Below are 18516 nucleotides of genomic sequence, written 5' to 3' on the forward strand. Positions count from 1 at the left end.
CCAGAGTTGGCGAGCTTCACCAAGGGGACCGACATGAATCCGAACGCACTCGATCTTTCGCGAATACAGTTTGCTTTCACTATATCGTTCCACATAATTTTTCCGGCCTTGAGCATCGGCCTGGCGAGCTTTTTAGCCGTACTTGAAGCAGTGTGGCTGCGGACGGGTAAACGTCACTACAAAGAGCTCTGCGTTTACTGGTCTAAGATTTTCGCGATCGGATTCGGCATGGGCGTCGTGTCCGGTGTGGTGATGGCGTACGAGTTTGGAACGAACTGGTCGGGGTTCGCAAAGTTCGCAGGTCCCGTCACGGGCCCTCTTCTGACGTACGAAGTCATGACCGCATTTTTCCTTGAAGCGGGCTTTCTCGGAATCATGCTGTTTGGTTGGGAAAAAGTAGGGCCGCGTGCACATTTCGGCGCCACGCTGATGGTCGCGATCGGCACTTTAATCTCGACGTTCTGGATCCTTGCGTCAAATAGCTGGATGCAGACGCCCCAAGGTATCAAGATCGAGAACGGCCATGTCGTTCCGCTCGACTGGTTCAAGATTATCTTTAACCCTTCCTTTCCGTTCAGGCTTGCACACATGACTCTCGCAGCGTTCATTGTCGCGGCCCTCGTCGTTGCGGCTACAGGTGCGTGGCATTTACTGAAGGGCCGGAGGGATCCAGCGGTCAAGACGATGTTTTCGATGGCGCTCTGGCTATTGCTGGTCCTTACGCCGGTTCAGGCGATTGTTGGTGACCAGCACGGCCTGAATACGCGCAAATATCAGCCGGCCAAGATCGCAGCCATTGAGGGGCTTTGGGAAACCGAAAAAGGCGGAACCGCGCTGAACCTGATTGGCTTTCCCGACATGAACTCGGAGGTGACCCGTCACGCCGTGCAGGTTCCGCATCTAGGTAGCCTGATCCTGACGCATAGCTGGACCGGTGAAATTCGCGGTCTCAAGGAATTTCCCCCGGGAGACCGTCCTGACTCGTCGATCATCTTCTGGACCTTCCGCGTTATGGCAGGCCTTGGCATGTTGATGATTCTGATGGCGCTCATCGGGGTAATGCTGCGGCGACGGGGGCGAATTTTCGAAAGCAGGACGTATCAGCGCTTCGTTCTTTTTATGGGCCCCACGGGGTTTATCTCGCTACTGGCAGGATGGATCACCACTGAGGTGGGGCGACAGCCCTGGGTTGTCTATGGGGTGCTACGAACCGCGCAAGCGGTTTCGCCGGTCACGTCGCAGAGTGTTGGGATCTCTCTCATGGTTCTCGTCATTGCCTACTGTGTTGTGTTCGGAACCGGCATCTACTACGTCGTGCGTTTCCTGCGGGAAGGGCCGGTTGTGCCTGATGAAGTGGGAAAGCCTATTGGACGCCCGACCCTGGAGATAGGCCGCACTGGGCGCAGGCCGCTAGCCGTAGCTGAGCTGCGCAGTGCTGCTCAACATAGCCTCGAAAGGAGTGGGAAATGAACGTGACATTTGCGTGGGCTGCGGTCATTGCGCTGGGTCTTTTCATGTACGTGATGCTCGATGGATTCGATCTGGGGGTGGGGCTGATTTTCCCGTTCTTTCCTGACGAGAGCGAGCGCGACCTGATGATGCATGCGATCGCACCCGTTTGGGACGGCAACGAGACCTGGCTGGTGCTGGGAGGCGCGGCGTTGTTTGCAGCTTTCCCGCTGGTGTATTCGGTCGCGCTGTCCGCGCTCTATCTCCCGATCATCACAATGCTGGTTTGCCTTATTTTTCGCGGCGTTTCCTTCGAACTCCGCGGCAAGGCGGATCGCACAAAGAACCTATGGAACCTTGCTTTTATTGGTGGCTCCGCAGGCGCATCGTTCTTTCAGGGAGTGATTCTCGGTGCTTACTTGAAAGGCATTCCGATTGCCAACAACGCTTTCGCCGGCGATGCGTTCTTCTGGCTTGAGCCTTTTAGTCTACTCTCGGGCTTGGGGCTGATGGCGACCTACGCCTTATTGGGCGCATGCTGGCTCGTCATCAAGACCGAAGGTGAGTTGCAACGCCGGCTCCATCTTCTCATCACGCCGCTGACGGCTTTACTGCTGCTCTTCATGATCGCTGTGTCCGTATGGACGCCGCTCTCCGATCCACGGATTGCAGAACGCTGGTTTGAAGCGGGCATGCTGTCACGCCTTTTGCCAGTGCCGTTGCTTGTTGCGGTCGGTGCATGGTTTATGTTCTCGGCGGCCAGAAAGCGGCTGCACGTGATGCCGTTCATCCTGGCACTCGCGCTGGTACTACTGGGCTACATAGGCTTGCTCGTCAGCGTTTGGCCTTATGCGATTCCCTATTCGCTGACCCTCGTTGACGCAGCTGCGCCAAGGGCTAGCCAGACTTTCGCTCTCGCTGGCGCTCTCGTGGTTCTGCCGGTAATCCTCGTGTACACAACGGCAGGGTACTGGGTGTTCAGAGGGAAGTTGGTACCCGGCACCAAATATGACTAGGAGCGGTGCGATGCACACTGGAATCGCGCAGACGTGCGACATTAAAGTTCGACGCATGCTGTGGCTCGTGGGGCTGTGGAGTCCCGGAGTCAGTGGCGCGCTTTTGCTCGCGCTGCCGTTCGAGATCCTGATTCATCTGGCGATGCGCTAAGGGCTATCGTTTGACGAAACGCGGATCCAGCGGCGTCACGCCTGGTGACAACCGGTCGATCAGTTTCTGTTCGATTCCACTTGTAGAGACGGTCGACACTCGTGCGAGGATGCCGGTGTCGAGACCGAACGCGATCGCTGCCACGCCGCACAAGATCGCCGCGCCGATCCCACGGCGAATCCATTCTCCCGCGCCGAGCGAACGCTTCATTGCAGCAAACACGCGGCCACCGATCAGCAACGCCGCTCCAAGTGAGGTGGCCGCGCCGGCCGCATACGCGACGAGTAGAAGCGTCGTGCCGACACTGGCGCCGCGCAGCGCCGCACCTGTCAGTACCAGGCCGAGAATAGGCCCGGCACATGGGGCCCACAACAGACCCGTGGCGATACCCAACAGCAACGCCGACCCTACGCGAGCGCCTTGTCCGTCCCTTTGGGCGAAGTTCGACAGGCGATTGCCGGCGCTTACCAGAGGGCGCATCAGATGATCGGCGAAGCGAGGAAACAGCAGAATCAGTCCGAAGACGGCGAGCAGAGTCGTAGCGAGCCATCGCCCATACTCGTTGGCCTGAGTCACCCATCCGCCGCCGACGGCCGCAAGCGTTGCTACGAGGGCGAAAGTGAGCGCCATACCGGCAAGCAGCGGCAGACCACTGCGCACGAATGGTTGATCGGCGCGCGCAAAGACGAACGGTAGCACTGGCAGGATGCACGGACTGAGAATAGTCAGGGCGCCACCAAGGTAGGCGAGAACGATGAGGAGCATGGCTTTTCCAGGCATGGATGAGAAATGCGGTCCGCCCGTATGGCTGTCGAATCGTGTGCGTGACGAGGCGGACCAAGCCATTGTTCGGCGCGATTGCATCGTCGATGTCGTCATTCGAATCTTGGGGCGGTCATGTGAGTGCCGTTAGGCACGGCGGGGGATGGTCGTAGTCGTTTCAGTGACCAGGATCTGCATGGGCTCCCGATGCCGAGATGCTGCCGACAGCACCGCCAACGCTGTTGGTCTTGCCATTTTTTGCCGCCACACGCGTCTCGGCCGCCTGGATGTCGGCGGGATAATTCGGATCCACCCCTTCGGCGGGGCGGTAACCAGCCTGTTCAAGCTGGATTAGCTCGACAAGGATCTGCGCGCGGGTCAAAGGCTCCTCTGCCTGTGCGAAGCAAGCGATCGGCGTGGCGATAGCGATAGCTAGAACGACGGCTTGAATGAGTAACTTCATGGCGACTACCTCCGGAGTTTGTCTTGGCTAACAGGGGCGTTGCCAGATGCGAGAGGCCCGGAAACGCAGTCCGACGGCGTTTGCAGAGTCGGCCTCCTTTCCATGCGTCCGGCGTAGATGCATTAAAGGCCGCCGAGTTATCTAGGTTGTGTCGGGAAGGCTGGTCAAGTGCATGCGTATGTGTCCCGTTCATCTATGGATACATTGCGATACGAATCTCGACCGAGGCGGCGGGCCGGCTCGGGACGGGCACGATGCCTTTTCAGCTTGCCTATACGACAGGATCGATTGGAGACGGCGGCGTGCCGCGAGCTTCGATCGCTTTGCCTGCAAGTAGACACAGATCTTCCCGATAGTGACCGGCGACGATCTGTACGCCTACAGGTACCGAACCAACGAGGCCTGTGGAGACAACGAGGCCCGGTAACCCCATAGCAGGCAGAGCTCTCATCGTTAGTTGCGCTTCCCACACGCGCTCGAAAGCTTCGTTGCCGCGCATGTCGAGGTTGTCTGGGAACGGCAGCTCCGCCGATACAGGCAGCAATAGCACTGGATATGTGGTCAGGAATTGACGCCATTGGCGTGTCAAGGTGGTGCGTCGTACCAGCTCACGACTTATCACATCGGCGGGCAGCGTTGCGACCTTGGCGCGCGAGGCTTCGACCACCGCATGCGCGCCGGGATCGCCGTCGCGCGCAACGGCGTCGACCAATCCTGCGAACCCGTCGCCAAGCCACAGCCGTTCCTGCACCTGAGCCGCCTCGCGGATTGACGGCGTATCCTCGATTTCTTCCACCGTCCAACCGGCGTCTGCAAGCCTGCGTCCTGCGTCCAGCAGTGCTGCTTCGACCTCCTTGCTAATCTGTAGTCCGCCTGGGCGAAGACAGATAGCTGCATGGCGCGGCATGGCAGTACCTGCGATGGGCACCGGCACCCACCAGGGATCGCGAAGATCGCGAGCCGACATCGCGAGGAGCCCAGCTTGAAGATCGTTGATCGTGCGGGCGATCGGGCCGGTCGCGGACATCAATTGGGCACCGATTGCGCGCTCCGGCGAGGATGCGTTGAAGGCCGGGACACGTCCGAACGTAGGGCGTATTCCGTGGATTCCGCAGGCATAGGCCGGATAGCGGATCGAGCCTCCGATGTCGGTGCCGAGTGCCAGATGACCAATGCCGGCGGCGACGGCGGCTGCCGCACCGCCCGAAGAGCCACCTGGCGTCAACGACGGATCGCGCGGATTGCGCGTGGCGCCGTGAACGAGATTGCTGGTAAACCAGCGCAAGGCGAAGGTCGGTGCATTGCTGCGGCCGAGCAGCACCGCCCCGGCTCGCTGGAGATTATCGACCGCTGGACTGTTGGCCTGCGCCACCAGATCCTCCTGTAGTCGTGTGCCGTTGGTCGTAGCGAACCCTGCCTGATCTGTGTTGATCTTCACAGTGACCGGAACACCAGCCAACGGACCAGGGTCCTCGCCGCGGGCCAATAATCTGTCGACCTGGTCGGCCTGTTCGCGCACCCAGTCGGGCCGGTGCGCGACGACCGCATTGATCTGCGGGTTGACCGCGTTAAGCCTTTGAAGTGCGGCCTCAGCTGCTTCCCTCGCAGAGACTTTGCGAGTGCGAATGAGATGAGCAAGTTCAGTTGCGGACAAACGCCATAGATCCGACACGATGCCTCCTGGAGAGGGTTAATTTTGGGGGGGCGCCCCTGCTTGACCTTGGGGCGTACAGTCTGTCTCAATGTATGCGGCAACTTATGAGCATTCCGTAGACCCTAATCTATCGTTGGTAATAGCGAAGCACCATCGTATCTAGGGATAACGGCTCTCTTACCATCGAGTGACTCGCTCATACAGATGGTTGGTTTCCGTGGACCAGTCTGTTTTGAAAAACTGGAGGTGCCGGTAGGTCCGTGCTTTATCTAGGCTAGCGTTATGGATTTACTCGTCATAGGCTGAATATGATTCGCACGGCTGTTACTGAAGACCTGCAATTGCGAGTTCCGCGCGCGCGTCGGCCTCATAACGCAGATGAGTTCGCGTTGATACAAGGCACAGTCGTGCAAATCGAACGTTGCGTACCCGGCGTCACGATACTCAGAATCCGCGTGGAAGAAGGGTGCACGTTTGCTTATACGTCTGGTCAGTATATTGAGGTGAAGGCCTCTGATGGGCGATACAGGTGTTTCTCACTGGCGACGTCGTGTCTCCATGAAGGATGCATCGAACTTCACGTCCGACGCGTTGTTGATGGCCTCTTCAGTGACCACACCTTGAGGCGGATCGAATGCGGTGACGTACTGTCCTGGAGAGGTCCATTCGGCGACTTCGGACTACACAGCGATACGGTTTCCAAATCTGCGCTCTTTCTTTGCACGGGTACGGGTTTCGCACCTGTGCGTGCGATCGTGGAGGAAGCGTTCTCCAAGGGATGGACGCGGCCCATGTCGCTTTACTGGGGAGGTCGGACAGAAGACGACCTGTATATGTGCGACCTGGTCCACTCGTGGACTCGCATCCACGATAACTTCCGGTTCATCCCCGTATTCTCGCGTGTTGGCGCCGATGCGGATACGCCGCGCGGCACTCGCGTTCATGAGGCCGTCCTCCACGACTTTGCCTCGCTCGCCGACGTCGACGTCTACGCGTGCGGCGCGCCTGCGATGGTTGCGACAGCGCATGAGGCCTTGAGCTCAAAACGTGGGCTACGTGCTGAGGCATTCTTCGCCGACCCGTTTGGGGCAACGGTCCCCGCTTGCGGCACGGCAAGCGACAACATGGATGTGGTTCAGATCAAGGTCAATGGCATTGTTTATGCTGTGCCTTTGAACGAGTCGCTGCTTGGCGCGTTGCGCCGTCTGGGTGTTGCGGTCCCCAGCGTATGCGGGGGCCGAGGGGCGTGCGGGACGTGCTTGGTCGAGATTGATGCGGCGTCGTGCGCGAGATTGCCGCCACCTGGCCGTGACGAGCGAGAATTGCTCGAGTGCCTACCCGAAGCGACGGGCCATTCGCGTCTTGCTTGCCAGATACGGGTCGATGCCTCAACGAGCGGTCTTGCCCTCTCTATTCCCTGAAGTCAGACGTTGTTCGGCTTCAACTTCAACCGCAAGACAAAAGTACGGAGCATTTCCTCATGAGTACACTCGCCCTGACCGATCTTGAGCGCGTCGGCACCGCATTTGCTGCGGATACCATGCTCTCGGTTCGTGACAAGACCCGCGCCGCTATCCACGCCATCGCCGCGCAATGCCGCCCTGGAATGGTCGAGGAGGATGCTGTCGAGATGGCGAAAGACGTTCTCAAGGCCGCCGGCATGCGACGTGGATGGCACGATGTGTACGTGCGCTTCGGCTCGAATACCACGAAGACCTTTGGGGCACCGTCCGATCCCGGTATTGTGCTTGGTGAGGAGGACATCTTTCTGATAGACATCGGTCCCGTTTGGGAAAAATGGGAAGGCGACGGCGGTGATACGTTTATCACGGGTGCGGATGCCGAAATGACTCGCTGTGCGCGTGACGCAAAAGCGCTTTTCCACGAAGTGCGCGCGAAATGGCGTGATGACAAGTTTACGGGTCAGACGCTCTACGAATTCGCCGAGCGCCGCGCGACCGAACTCGGGTGGAAACTAAATCTCGATTTATCTGGCCATCGTATCTCGGACTTTCCACATGCGGTGGTGTACGAGGGGCCCCTCGCCGAAGTGCCTTTTCATCCTGCGCCGCTGCTATGGGTTTTGGAGATTCATATCCGTCACCCGGAGAAAGCCTACGGAGCCTTTTTCGAGGATATGTTGCTTGGGGACGAGTTCTTTGAGTCGGAAAGCTGACGTTTCGCTGGTTGACGAAAGGCGTTGAATCACGTCCTACCTGCGCTGGGCAACCTACCAGCGCAGCCTCCCTATGCGTCCCCTAGGCCGAGGCGTTGCCAGCTCGACGCAAGCCTTGAGACCGCTTCCGTGAGTTCGCGTTCGTTCAGGCTTGCGAAGCCGAGTCTAAGACCCGAAGTCGGTTCGCCGGACATCGAATAGGTCGCCCCAGGCAGGATTTTCACGCCATGACGGGCGGCGCTTAAGACAAGCTCGCCAACGTCTACGTTCTCCGCGAATCGTACCCAGAAAGCAAGCCCTCCATCGGGCAGCTCGAAGTCGATGGCTGAGCCGAAGTGGCGCTTTAGCAGATCGGCGAACAACATTCGTCTGTCATCATAGATGCGCAGCACCTTACGCGCATGACGCCGGATCTCGCCAGCTTCCATCATTTCGGCCACCGCTAGCTCTGTTGCCGGATCGCCCTGTCGGTCAATTAGCAGAATCTCTTCCGCAACCCGGTCGACGAACCGTTTGGCGCCGACAATGTAACCGCTCCGCAAGCTTGGCGTAAGCAGTTTGGAGAGCGAGCCGATATACGCGACCTTGCCCCATTGATCGGCGCTAGCGAGCGGCAGCATCGGACGGTGCGAGAAATGAAAGTCGTGGTCATAGTCATCCTCGATTATTGCAAAGCCAAACTGGTCGGCGAGCGCGAGTAGCCGCAAGCGCCGTTCAGGCGGCAACAGGACCGTGGTCGGAAACTGATGGTGCGGCGTCAGGTAGACACACCGCACACGCTTGTTCCGGCAAAGCTTCTCAAGATCGTCAAGGCGCATACCCTTCTCGTCGACGCGTGCCGTCACTACCTCGACGCCGTTTGCGAGAAACGCTTCTCTTGCAGGGGGATAGCTCAGCGACTCCAGCACAGCTGTGTCGCCAGCCTGTGTGAGCACTCGCGCAGCGATGAAGATGGCCATCTGGCTCCCGCGGGTCAGGCAGATGGTGTCAGCGGTTGTGTTGAGACCGCGGTCCGCATTGAGCATCGCTGAGATCGACCGCCGCAGCGCCCGCGCGCCGCGGGGATCACCGTACCCTAGCAGGTTGTCGCGACTTAGCGAAAGCAGGCTGCGGCGATACGCACGTGCCATTTCATTGACAGGCACGAGGCGGGTGTCGGGCGCGCCATCGTCGAACATCAGTACTCCCGGCTCCGGCAGCAATATGTCGACACGGGTCTTTTGTCCGGGAAGGCGGAAATCGGGCTCCTGAGGCATCGGCGCCGTTTCGACAGGCCGAAAGGCGAAGGCCGCCGGCTGGGCAGTCGGCAGACGCGGCGACACGAACGTCCCCCGTGCGCGCTCCGGGGTCAGCCAACCTTGTGCGGTGAGCTCGTCATAGGCAAGGATCACCGTTTTGCGGTTGACACCTAATTGCTCGGCGAGGTCCCTCGTACCGGGCAACGCGCCTCCCGGCTGAAGCCTGCCGCGGCGAATTTCTTCGATGATGGCGAGGGCAATCTGCAGGTAAGGAGGCATCTTTTGGTCCTTGTCCACCTTGATGCCCATCTCCGACGGTCTCAGCATGCTGGTCCACCCTGCTTTAATTTTCTGGAGGATTCACCTGGTCCAAGGCGATCGTACCATCGGCTTACTGATTACGGAGCCCGAATCTTGTTCGCGGCAAACGAGTTCGTCGTCATCGACCTAAAGGTGCAATCCATGGAAACGAATCCCCTACGAGCGAATTGTTTGAGCTTTTCGGAGTTGCTGGGTCAAGCCGTTGCACTGATTTCCCCGACCATGACCGCCGCGCTGATCATTCCCGTGATGTTCTCCAATACGGGCAATATGAGTTGGTTGGCGTATGCGCTGGGTACCGTAATGCTGCTGTTCGTTGCCTTCAATCTCAACCAGTTTGCACGCCGCTCGGCAGGGGTCGGGTCGATGTATGCCTATACCTGCAGAGGACTTGGGCTCACCGCAGGTGGGGTCGCAGGTTGGTCGCTCGTTTGGGCCTATCTGGGAATCGCCATGGCGGGCATGACGGGGTTCGCCGTGTTCGCGGGCAAGCTGACCCAGATGGCGGGGCACAGCGTCTCTCCGCTGGTTTTCTTTGTCGTCTGCGCCGTCACTGCGTGGTATTGCGCGTGGAGAAACGTGCAGCTCTCTGCGGTACTGATGCTAATTCTTGAGGGCGCCTCGATGCTATTAATCCTGGGGCTTTGCTTCATCGTGCTTCAGTCGCGTCATTTCGCCATCGACACAAAACAACTTGGCCTGAGCGATACGCCGCTCTCAAGTATGGGGCTCGGCGTGGTGGTCGCGATTTTCAGCTTGGTTGGCTTCGAGTGTGCGACTGCGTTCGGTACGGAAGCGAAAGATCCGCTGAAGTCGATTCCACGTGCGGTGATCTGGAGCCTGATCGTGTCCGGCGTATTCTTCGTCTTCGTCACCTATGTGATGGTTGATGGCTTCACCGGCTACGCAATCACGCTCGATAAGATCGATGCGCCGCTGAACATTTTGGCCGAACTTGCGCACGTCAAGTTTCTGCAGGTGCCGCTATCGCTCGGTGCAATGTTCACGTTCTTTTCGCTGGCCCTTTCGTGCATCAATGCAGGGGCGCGGGTGATCTTTGCAATGGGACGGCATGGCCTTTTTCATGAGGCAACAGCAGACGCCCATTCGACGAACGAAACCCCGCACGTCGCGGTTTCGCTGATGGCGATCATCGCTTTTCTCGTTCCGGCGATACTTTTCGCGGCCCACAATGCCCCTCTCGATATATTCAACTGGGTCGGCACGTTGGCCGCGTTTGGCTTCCTCGTGCCGTACTTCTTGATCACGATCGCAGCACCCGTGTACCTCTCCCGGCTCGGACAACTGCGCCGGCGCGACGTTGGCTACTGTGTTGCGGCGCTGTTGCTACTCATGATCCCCGCCATCGGCAGCGTCTATCCGCTGCCGCCCGCGCCGGTTGTCTACTTCCCCTATATCTTTTTCGCTTACCTGGCAGCAGGCGCCGGGTGGATTGTTTCCCTCCATCGTCGAGAGCCGGCAGCGCGCACGCGCATCCGGGAGGAACTCGCGTCGACGCACGAGCAATATCAACTCGCAGCAACGCAAGCTGTCAACGAGGTTTAAGCAATGAAGCATGTCCTAGCCATTCGTCACGTGCCGTTCGAAGATCTGGGTGCCTTCGAACCGGCGTTCATTGAAGCAGGGTGTCGGATTGAGTACGTTGAGGCGCCTACGGGGAACCTGCGGGATCTCGATATCCGCGCACCCGACGTCGTGGTGATTCTCGGTGGACCGATCGGCGCGTACGAGGAAGGCAGATATCCGTTTCTGTGCCATGAACTGTCACTGATCGAACAACGACTGAACATGGAAATGCCGCTGTTGGGGATTTGCCTCGGGGCGCAACTGATCGCAAGAGCATGCGGTGCAAAGGTCTACCCGGGAGCAGTAAAGGAGATCGGTTGGGGGAGGGTGATGTTAACGGCCGCCGGGAAGGAGTCGGTGCTTGCACCTCTATCGGCGGATGTGCCGGTCCTGCATTGGCATGGCGATACGTTCGATTTGCCAGCGGACGCTGAGCGGCTGGCTTCCACCGAGCTTTACCCGAACCAGGCATTTTCGATCGGCACGCATGTGCTTGGTCTGCAATTTCACCTCGAAGCTTCGGCTGCCGCCATCGAGAGTTGGCTCGTCGGGCATGCGTTCGAATTGGCGCACGCGGGCGTGGATATAAGATCTTTGCGCGAGACCGCGCTGCCTCCATCGCCCTGCAGCGGCGAGGTGCTACGCGATTGGTTGGCCCGCGCCGAAGCGTTAGCTCGTCCTTAATGCCGTGAGTTGCACCCGCAGCCCAATGACCGAACCGTTCAGAGAGCCTCTCGCGGGGTATGGCGTCAAGTAGCGCGCCCGCCCGGCCGCCGCCGGTCGTGCTATCAGCTTGCTTAACCCCCTTGTTCCTGCAGAGTCAGTTTACTGGTCACCGAGGAGACACCTTGAACTTTGCCAACGGCAGCTGTAGCAATGTGATCCTGGTCCTCAGTCAGGATGAACCCCGATAGCGTCACCTGCCCTGTCTTGGCCTTCGCGAAGACGACGATGTCAGAGTCCTCGAGACCCTTGGTCTTGTAGAGGGTCTGCCTGATCCGCTTAGCGAAAGCCCGATTCGCCGCACGCTCGGCCTTTTTTGTCGACTGCCCTTGGTCGAGTGCGGCGGAATTGGCATTCGAGTCATTACTCATCGAGCTTACTGCCGGAGTTTGCGCATAAGCTGCCGTGCACAGCACGACGGCTGTTACGACGCCAATTGCTACATTTTTCGAGATCATATATTCACCTGTCATTGATGAGGTTAGCGAAATATTTTAAAAATACTGTGGATGAACGCGACGATAACGACGTGTAAATATTGTCGTATGGAAAATTTGAAGTTTGACCGATAGTAGTTCGGTCGCCCAGCCGTCAGGCGCCTACCTTCTCCAACTTTTCAGGCTTCAGAATAATTGGCTCGGACGCGGAGTGCTATAGAACTCATGGTTCTCAGTTCAATCATCTCGGATGACGAACGCATACTTATGTATGCTCGTCCGGTGCCTTGCACTTCCCCCGAATTGCGGCTTCTCTTGCTCATGCGGCTATCCGGCGGCGGAGAAGACCTACAAGGGGAACTGCGCAGCGATATCGATCATCATCAGCATGCCTATCAGGCATACGGCCGGCAGGAGTGCGGCCGCGTTTCCCATCGTGTGTGTCGCAAAGGCGCCTACTACTGCGCCCAGGGCGAATCCAGTACAGATTGCCGCAAATGCGCGGGCTCGAGGCGAATTACCTACAGCGGGCGCAACACCGACGGACAGGGTGAATATTGAGTCGGCAAGTTGCCTCAGGTTGCCGGTCGCCGCGATCGACGTATACGTCCATCCTTCGATGTTCGCGAATGCAGACCATTGCAGCGCCGCGGCGAATGAAATAGACACAGTGCTCAGATAATCGTTTATGTCGGCCGGCAGCGCGGCGTTGCCAAGCAATACAAGTGCCTCGACTGCAAGACAGACGGTGGCGGATCGCAGTCCCAGACGTGGGCTGATCAGTTGAACTGCTCGGACGAAGAAGGTCCCAACAAAGAGGGCGATGATTGGCGGAATATGGCGAATCGCTAAAGACCACTGCGCGTTGACAATTGCCAGCGCCGCTAACAGAACGTTACCGCTCTGGGCGTTCGCAAACACCATTCCATGACCGACATATGTATAGGCGTCGAGGAACCCGCCTATCGCACTCAACAGTGCGCCTGCGGCAAGTGTGGATTCTGGCGCAGGCTGTGCGGTGACAGGTGCGTTGCTCATAAAGTTTCTGCGCAGGCGAATGGTGAACGGGGGAGGACATCGGTCCGGCTTCGCCGCGAGGCTCTATACCGGGCAACAGCGTGCTTACGAAGTTCTTCCCCAACTAAAGATACTGCGGATCCAGAGGGGTAGACAGCCTACTTGACGGTACCGCCGCTCGTACTTGAGTCGCCGCGCGACATACGCGCGTATATGCTGGTGAGCGATTCTTGCCAGGGCGCTGAGGCAACATGCGTTCGTATAGGTTCCGTCATACATCGGTTGCGTGTAGGCACCCGCAGAGACGATTTCCTCTGCGGGGCGGTCGGGAATATCTTGGTTTTATCGCATCGCCGCTTCACGGCGGCGCCTCATCCATCGATCGATGGTCCTGTCGTGCGCGGCGCCGCGCAGTCACTCTATGGATATGACACGTGCCTGAACTCAATCTGCTTATTCCCTCCGTCCTTGAGCGCGCGCTAAAAGTTGAAATGACGAGAACCGGGACCAGTGCGTCGTCCATCGTCGCGGCGGCGCTGGCGGAATACTTTCATACGCCTTTGCATACGCTCTTCCAGGTTTCAACCTCAGGTGCTCTGGTGGAAGGGGTGTACACCGGCGCAATCTCGTCGAAGGTAATCCTGAAGCACGGCGACTTCGGTCTGGGGACGTTCGAAAACCTTGACGGAGAGATGGTCGTGCTTGACGGCCTTATCTACCGGGCGCGTGGTGATGGGACGGTCTCGGAGGCGCCTGTGGATGCCTGCGCGCCGTTCGCGGTCGTCACGCGCTTTACACCCGACGTCGATGTTTCAATCGGGCCGGCAGACTCACTCGATGTCCTGATGCAACAGTGCGACGCGTACCGAAGATCGAACAACATCTTCTATGCGATACGACTCGACGGCGAATTCCACCATGCCCATATGCGCGCGGTGAGTCCCCCTCAGAGCGGTGCCCGGTTGATTGACGCAGCTAAAGCGCAGGCCGAGTTCGAACTGAGTGCGATTCGGGGTACGCTCGTGGGGCTATGGTCGCCGGGATTTTCCAGCGCGTTCAGTATCGCCGGATATCACTTTCACTTTCTATCCGAGGACCGCAAACATGGCGGTCATCTGCTGGCATGTTCGAGCGCCCCCTTGCGGCTTCGCATCGAAGCGCTGACGGATTTCCATCTCGCGTTGCCAGAAAACGAATCGTTCCTCAAGGCGGATCTGAGCAAGAACTCCGCCGGTGAACTCGCGTACGCCGAACAGGCCCATTAGGAGATAAACGATGTCTAGCAAAATTGACAACTCAGCCCGAACGGGAGCCGAACTTGTCGTCCGCACACTGGAAGATCAAGGTGTTGAATACGTATTTGGCATTCCAGGCGCAAAGATCGATGCCGTGTTTAACACCTTGGTCGATTCGAAGATACGGACAGTCGTGTGCCGGCACGAGCAGAATGCAGCCTTCATAGCGGGCGGGATCGGTCGCATGACGGGTAAAGCCGGCGTCTGCATCGCCACGTCGGGACCTGGCGTCTCGAATCTCGTCACAGGTCTTGCGACAGCAAACTCCGAAGGTGATCCGGTCGTCGCGCTAGGTGGCGCGGTTGCAACCGACGAAGCATTGAAGCATCTTCATCAGACTATGGACTCGGTATCGATCTGCAAGCCCGTCACCAAGTTCAGCGCGGCCGTCGGCGCTCCGCAAGCCGTTGCCGAAGTAGTCAGCAATGCGTTCCGTGCGGCGGAGTCAGGTCGTCCCGGTGCGGCGTTCGTCAGCCTGCCGCGAGACATCATGTCGGCGCCGGCCGAAGGCAAGCTGCTTGTCACCCCGGGGTTCTCAGGGCAGGGGCCTGCTGACGGTGCCGCCATAGCGGAAGCGGCGCGTCTGATCAACGCGGCGCAAACGCCTGTCGTGCTGCTTGGGTTGCTGGCGAGCAAACCTGCCAATGCAAGTGCTGTGCGCCAGTTGATCGCCGCGAACCACTTGCCCGTGGTGGGTACGTTCCAGTCGGCTGGTGCGATAGCGGCACATCTGTTGGCAGACTTCGGCGGGCGCGTCGGACAGCTTGCCAATCAGCCGGCCGACCGGCTGCTTGAGGCCGCCGATCTCGTGATTACGGTCGGCTACGACCCTGTGGAATATTGGCCCTCTCTCTGGAACAAAGAGTGCAACCGCAAGATCATTCACATCGACGTGCTTCCCGCAGATCTTGACTCGTACTATTGTCCGGCCGTGGAGTTGATTGGCGATATCGATCAGACTCTTTCGGCTCTGACGTTGGTGACCGAGCGTAAAGAGCAATCGCCGATTTCCTCGGCCATCCTCCGCGCGATCAGGGAAGAACGAGCTCATCTCAGCGACGAAGCTGCGCGGCTCGGGGGAGCTCCGGTCCATCCGCTGAGGATCGTGCATGAGCTACAGAAATTCCTCGATCCCGATGTAACGCTCTGTCTGGATATGGGATCGTTCCATCTATGGTTTGCCCGCTACCTTTACAGCTTCAGATCACGCCAGGTTTTGATTTCGAATGGTCAGCAGACGCTTGGTGTCGCGCTGCCCTGGGCAATTGCCGCGACTTTGGTGCGACCTACGGAGAAGGTCATCTCGATCTCCGGTGACGGCGGCTTCCTGTTTTCAAGCATGGAGCTCGAAACGGCGGTCCGGCTCAAGTCGAACCTCGTTCATATGGTCTTGATCGATGGTACGTACGACATGGTAGCGGTACAGGAGATCGCCAAATATGGCCGTCCATCGGGGATCGCGTTCGGACCGGTGGATCCGGTGAAGTATGCGGAGGCCTTCGGTGCGGTGGGTCTCATGATCCGGACGGCAGATGACATCGCTTCAGTCATGAAGACGGCACTCGACACGCCGGGTCCCGTTATTGTCGGCGTTCACGTGGACTACCGGGACAATCACAAGCTGTTCGAAATGGCTCACGACAGCGCGTTTCACTGACGCGGCTTGCGCACATCTGTTGACCAATAGCGAACGGTATGTGACGTAAATTGATCTTGATTGATTGGAACGACTCAGCGAGCATCAGCGCTCGAGGGCAGGAGTAGCCAGGTATCGAGGCGGGTCGGTGAGAGGCCGCCACCGGTAGTGCCGGGCAACGACCTGCCTCGTAAACAGAGCCGACAGCTTACCTATACCGACTTCACGATCGATATTGGAGTCGAACATGTCAATCAACGCTATCACTAACAACGCCGGCGTGAGTCTACGACAAGCACACGCGAAATCTGCACCTTGTAGCACATCCTCAATCAATGGTGTAGCCGATGCGGACAACTCCGCGTCGACCTCTACGATATGGCTTCTGGAGTTTGATTCGTCGACACAATTGACGCTAAGCTCCGACGCTCAGATTCTTGCTCAGCTCCAGGCGATTGGCTCGACTTGACAGGAGACTCCACGAAGAACCCGAAGTTTCCTCAACAGTCGAGGATATCTAAACAGCAAGCGGGGAGCGCCATCTCGCGATCATCTGCTCAAACTCTCGCGTCTCGATCCGTGCATGGATCGTGGAGCAAGCATTAGCAAGGTGTTTAATCGCGGGTGAGCACCTGCTTCCCGCGCAACGTTCACGTCTCTCAGGGGACGTCCTCGCACTCGGGAGCGGTGGCCGCGCCTGAAGGCAGTCATCCGATGGCTGGCACGTCAGACGACTGAGACGGGTCGACTTGAGCCGGCCGTTGGCCGACTCAGTGCGGCCACAAGCGGTCAATGGACACGACGGCCTAGCGCTGCGTGATGATGACGGGCTGTCCCTGCGAGGACGCCCACCCTCTAAGTGCCGCCTGCGGATCGTCATCGGTGCGATAGGCCTTCACGCGTGCGATTCGCCGAGCGTCGTTCGTCGACACGGACTCCGCAACCCACCAACTGTTATCGGGGCGGATAAAAGCCGTGAATTCCTTTCCGCCTGCCGTCACCAGCCAGTAACCGGTCATCGCATCGCGCGCGAGGCGGAGCGCCTCCGACACGGCATTCGCCGCCTCCGTCATGGCCACGAACGCCGTGCCGGGTATATCTTGGCGGGTCGTGCCGTTGACCGTGAGGGTGACCCGCAACTCGTCCAAATGTTCGATCCAGCCGATCCCGAGCCCATCAAGGCCCCGCTGTCCATGGGTTTCCAGTGCGCGTCGGCAAGGGCCGGCAGCAGCGCGTACAGTTCCACGGCCGAGACCATCTGTCCGTCGCGCAGGGTGTCCAGCGTCGCCGACGGACGATCGGGATCCGCAAGGCAGAGCACAAGCGAGGCAGGCGTACCCGGAATTGCCAGATAGAAAGAGTCCCCGTTGGGACTGGTCTGGACGGGGCCAAAAGCAGTAAGGGTCATGGTCTGGGGCAACTGGGGGTAGAGGTTTCATTATCTGCTACGCGAACGGCCGCTCTGCGCAAATCTGAAGGTCCCCTGTGGGTCGACTTATGCCTTTCACATATTCGCTGCAATCAGCGATTGATCGAGGTCTGCGTCGGACCGGGCTCGGCCAGGAGCAGACCATGCCAACGCACCGCCCAATGTCCGATTCGTGGAATGACGCGGCCCGCGAGAGGAATTGGAACACGCATCGATGAACGGAATCCGGAGAAATTGAGAGCATAAGGAAACACGATTTGCTCGGCCGTAGACTGCTTGTCTCACAGCATCCGCAATCTCCGGGGCAGCCGTCTGCATCAACGTTGAGTGGCGTCTAACGACCTGTCAAAGAGGCCGACTTGCGCCATCACACTCTCGTCGAGGCCGCTGATCGCGTGGGGAATGTCGTTCAAGAGCGAAGCAAACGTGCCATAGCTATATGGATCCGAGAACTTCTGCCAATAGACTCGTTGCCGAAGGACAGATTCGTGCGTATCTCCCTTGAACATGACGATTTCGCCGACCACCATACGTGCATACGAATTTAACGGCCCCGGTGCGACGTACTGTGGCGAAACGCTAATGACAAGTACGGCATCGCTATCTCGATACGCGGGGCCACTTGCATGCAGCAGGTTATGGTCGTCCCGGGTAAATTTTGGCAATCCCGGCGCAGATGCGTCGACCTCGCTAACAACGTAACCATGGGTTCGCAGTGCTGCTTCAATGCCGTCAGTGAATTGGCGATTGAGTTTTGTGTCCCCAAGTTTTGCCGTCACCAGGTCGTCAAAGGTGGCTGGGGCTTTGCTGACGCTAGCGTTGGCGGCACCCGTTACAGCGCCCGCAATTGCCGCGCCGAGTAAGCCGCCGCCAGGAACCAGAAGTGGCATTGATGCAGTCCCGCCAGCGTAGACCGCCTTCCCGGGATAAACGACCGTTACCGTATGAACGGTACTAAATTTCCCGGCATCTACTTCTGGGCTCGGACCTGCTGCGCAACCCGCCAAGGTCGCGGCTACGCCAAGGGCCGAGAGTTTCGACATGAAGCGCATAAGTTTCTCCATCGAAGATGAACGTTATTAACCGGTTATTCAGCCAGCTTGTGTCTTATCGGAGCGTTTGCGAAAAACTTGAGCGCGCACCTCATGCAAGAACTGGTCGC

16 protein-coding genes and 1 pseudogene are annotated in these 18516 nt (G+C 58.6%); 9 read left to right on the plus strand and 8 right to left on the minus strand.

Annotated elements, in window-relative coordinates; translation table 11 throughout:
• Positions 1 to 33 precede the first annotated feature (33 nt).
• From P3T24_RS04435 to P3T24_RS04445, 3 genes are read left to right on the plus strand one after another with little or no spacing between them, the layout of a single operon-like run.
• Complete coding sequence (locus tag P3T24_RS04435) at positions 34 to 1470, plus strand: cytochrome ubiquinol oxidase subunit I (protein WP_074269465.1); 1437 nt, start codon at positions 34 to 36, stop codon at positions 1468 to 1470.
• The gene (gene cydB, locus P3T24_RS04440) at positions 1467 to 2465 is read left to right on the plus strand and encodes a cytochrome d ubiquinol oxidase subunit II (RefSeq protein ID WP_074268538.1); all 999 of its coding nucleotides are present in this window, start codon (positions 1467 to 1469) and stop codon (positions 2463 to 2465) included. The genes P3T24_RS04435 and cydB overlap by 4 nt, the downstream gene beginning before the upstream one ends.
• Positions 2466 to 2475: 10 nt before the next feature.
• Positions 2476 to 2616 carry a hypothetical protein gene (locus tag P3T24_RS04445; protein WP_429432741.1) on the plus strand — a complete coding sequence of 47 codons (141 nt, stop codon included), beginning with the start codon at positions 2476 to 2478 and terminating at the stop codon, positions 2614 to 2616.
• A gap of 30 nt (positions 2617 to 2646) precedes the next feature.
• On the opposite strand, the pseudogene P3T24_RS04450 reads toward P3T24_RS04445, so the two are convergent.
• The 3 genes and pseudogenes from P3T24_RS04450 to P3T24_RS04460 form a co-directional block, all read right to left on the minus strand.
• Positions 2647 to 3381: pseudogene (locus P3T24_RS04450) on the minus strand (cytochrome c biogenesis CcdA family protein); the annotation flags it as partial.
• Positions 3382 to 3556: 175 nt separating this feature from the next.
• Positions 3557 to 3841, minus strand: coding sequence for a DUF4148 domain-containing protein (locus P3T24_RS04455; RefSeq protein ID WP_074268537.1), 285 nt, complete (start codon positions 3839 to 3841; stop codon positions 3557 to 3559).
• Between the two features lie 271 nt (positions 3842 to 4112).
• The gene (locus P3T24_RS04460) at positions 4113 to 5513 is read right to left on the minus strand and encodes an amidase family protein (protein WP_074268536.1); all 1401 of its coding nucleotides are present in this window, start codon (positions 5511 to 5513) and stop codon (positions 4113 to 4115) included.
• A 290-nt stretch (positions 5514 to 5803) separates the two neighbouring features.
• Here P3T24_RS04460 and P3T24_RS04465 point away from each other — a divergent pair, with 290 nt between their 5' ends.
• Together P3T24_RS04465 and P3T24_RS04470 are read left to right on the plus strand one after the other, a co-directional pair.
• A complete protein-coding gene (locus tag P3T24_RS04465; RefSeq protein WP_074268535.1) occupies positions 5804 to 6916 on the plus strand; it encodes an NAD(P)H-flavin reductase in 1113 nt (370 codons plus the stop codon).
• A 59-nt stretch (positions 6917 to 6975) separates the two neighbouring features.
• Complete coding sequence (locus P3T24_RS04470; protein WP_074268534.1) at positions 6976 to 7671, plus strand: M24 family metallopeptidase; 696 nt, start codon at positions 6976 to 6978, stop codon at positions 7669 to 7671.
• A 71-nt stretch (positions 7672 to 7742) separates the two neighbouring features.
• Here P3T24_RS04470 and P3T24_RS04475 read toward each other — a convergent pair whose 3' ends face one another.
• Positions 7743 to 9236, minus strand: a complete 1494-nt coding sequence (locus tag P3T24_RS04475; RefSeq protein ID WP_074268533.1) for a PLP-dependent aminotransferase family protein — start codon at positions 9234 to 9236, stop codon at positions 7743 to 7745.
• A 135-nt stretch (positions 9237 to 9371) separates the two neighbouring features.
• Here P3T24_RS04475 and P3T24_RS04480 point away from each other — a divergent pair, with 135 nt between their 5' ends.
• Both P3T24_RS04480 and P3T24_RS04485 read left to right on the plus strand, forming a co-directional pair.
• Entirely contained in the window at positions 9372 to 10796 is a 1425-nt protein-coding gene (locus tag P3T24_RS04480) for an APC family permease (RefSeq protein ID WP_429432743.1), read from the plus strand.
• A 3-nt stretch (positions 10797 to 10799) separates the two neighbouring features.
• Positions 10800 to 11501 (plus strand): glutamine amidotransferase, encoded by a 702-nt coding sequence (locus tag P3T24_RS04485; protein WP_074268532.1) that lies wholly within the window; start codon positions 10800 to 10802, stop codon positions 11499 to 11501.
• A gap of 113 nt (positions 11502 to 11614) precedes the next feature.
• Here P3T24_RS04485 and P3T24_RS04490 read toward each other — a convergent pair whose 3' ends face one another.
• A complete protein-coding gene (locus tag P3T24_RS04490) occupies positions 11615 to 11998 on the minus strand; it encodes a BON domain-containing protein (protein WP_074268531.1) in 384 nt (127 codons plus the stop codon).
• Positions 11999 to 12325: 327 nt separating this feature from the next.
• Entirely contained in the window at positions 12326 to 13015 is a 690-nt protein-coding gene (locus P3T24_RS04495; RefSeq protein WP_074268530.1) for a YoaK family protein, read from the minus strand.
• Positions 13016 to 13428: 413 nt separating this feature from the next.
• Between P3T24_RS04495 and budA the strand changes: the two genes are divergently transcribed.
• Together budA and alsS are read left to right on the plus strand one after the other, a co-directional pair.
• Positions 13429 to 14259, plus strand: coding sequence for an acetolactate decarboxylase (gene budA / locus P3T24_RS04500; RefSeq protein WP_074268529.1), 831 nt, complete (start codon positions 13429 to 13431; stop codon positions 14257 to 14259).
• 10 nt (positions 14260 to 14269) lie between these two features.
• On the plus strand, positions 14270 to 15946 hold the full coding sequence (alsS, locus tag P3T24_RS04505; protein ID WP_074268528.1) for an acetolactate synthase AlsS: 1677 nt from the start codon (positions 14270 to 14272) through the stop codon (positions 15944 to 15946).
• A 785-nt stretch (positions 15947 to 16731) separates the two neighbouring features.
• On the opposite strand, the gene P3T24_RS04510 is transcribed toward alsS, so the two are convergent.
• Together P3T24_RS04510 and P3T24_RS04515 are read right to left on the minus strand one after the other, a co-directional pair.
• The gene (locus P3T24_RS04510; protein WP_074268527.1) at positions 16732 to 17073 is read right to left on the minus strand and encodes a hypothetical protein; all 342 of its coding nucleotides are present in this window, start codon (positions 17071 to 17073) and stop codon (positions 16732 to 16734) included.
• A gap of 598 nt (positions 17074 to 17671) precedes the next feature.
• Positions 17672 to 18418, minus strand: coding sequence for a hypothetical protein (locus tag P3T24_RS04515; protein WP_254369035.1), 747 nt, complete (start codon positions 18416 to 18418; stop codon positions 17672 to 17674).
• Between the last annotated feature and the right edge of the window lie 98 nt (positions 18419 to 18516).

Source organism: Paraburkholderia sp. GAS33, assembly GCF_050436645.1.
Lineage (GTDB): Bacteria > Pseudomonadota > Gammaproteobacteria > Burkholderiales > Burkholderiaceae > Paraburkholderia > Paraburkholderia phenazinium_B.

Excerpts from the sequence above, each read along its gene's own strand:
- P3T24_RS04435 (WP_074269465.1), top strand. The coding sequence starts at position 34 with ATGAATCCGAACGCACTCGATCTTTCGCGAATACAGTTTGCTTTCACT.
- cydB (WP_074268538.1), top strand. The coding sequence starts at position 1,467 with ATGAACGTGACATTTGCGTGGGCTGCGGTCATTGCGCTGGGTCTTTTC.
- P3T24_RS04445 (WP_429432741.1), top strand. The coding sequence starts at position 2,476 with ATGCACACTGGAATCGCGCAGACGTGCGACATTAAAGTTCGACGCATG.
- P3T24_RS04455 (WP_074268537.1), bottom strand. The coding sequence starts at position 3,841 with ATGAAGTTACTCATTCAAGCCGTCGTTCTAGCTATCGCTATCGCCACG.
- P3T24_RS04465 (WP_074268535.1), top strand. The coding sequence starts at position 5,804 with ATGATTCGCACGGCTGTTACTGAAGACCTGCAATTGCGAGTTCCGCGC.
- P3T24_RS04470 (WP_074268534.1), top strand. The coding sequence starts at position 6,976 with ATGAGTACACTCGCCCTGACCGATCTTGAGCGCGTCGGCACCGCATTT.
- P3T24_RS04475 (WP_074268533.1), bottom strand. The coding sequence starts at position 9,236 with ATGCTGAGACCGTCGGAGATGGGCATCAAGGTGGACAAGGACCAAAAG.
- P3T24_RS04480 (WP_429432743.1), top strand. The coding sequence starts at position 9,372 with ATGGAAACGAATCCCCTACGAGCGAATTGTTTGAGCTTTTCGGAGTTG.
- P3T24_RS04485 (WP_074268532.1), top strand. The coding sequence starts at position 10,800 with ATGAAGCATGTCCTAGCCATTCGTCACGTGCCGTTCGAAGATCTGGGT.
- P3T24_RS04490 (WP_074268531.1), bottom strand. The coding sequence starts at position 11,998 with ATGATCTCGAAAAATGTAGCAATTGGCGTCGTAACAGCCGTCGTGCTG.
- P3T24_RS04495 (WP_074268530.1), bottom strand. The coding sequence starts at position 13,015 with ATGAGCAACGCACCTGTCACCGCACAGCCTGCGCCAGAATCCACACTT.
- alsS (WP_074268528.1), top strand. The coding sequence starts at position 14,270 with ATGTCTAGCAAAATTGACAACTCAGCCCGAACGGGAGCCGAACTTGTC.
- P3T24_RS04515 (WP_254369035.1), bottom strand. The coding sequence starts at position 18,418 with ATGGAGAAACTTATGCGCTTCATGTCGAAACTCTCGGCCCTTGGCGTA.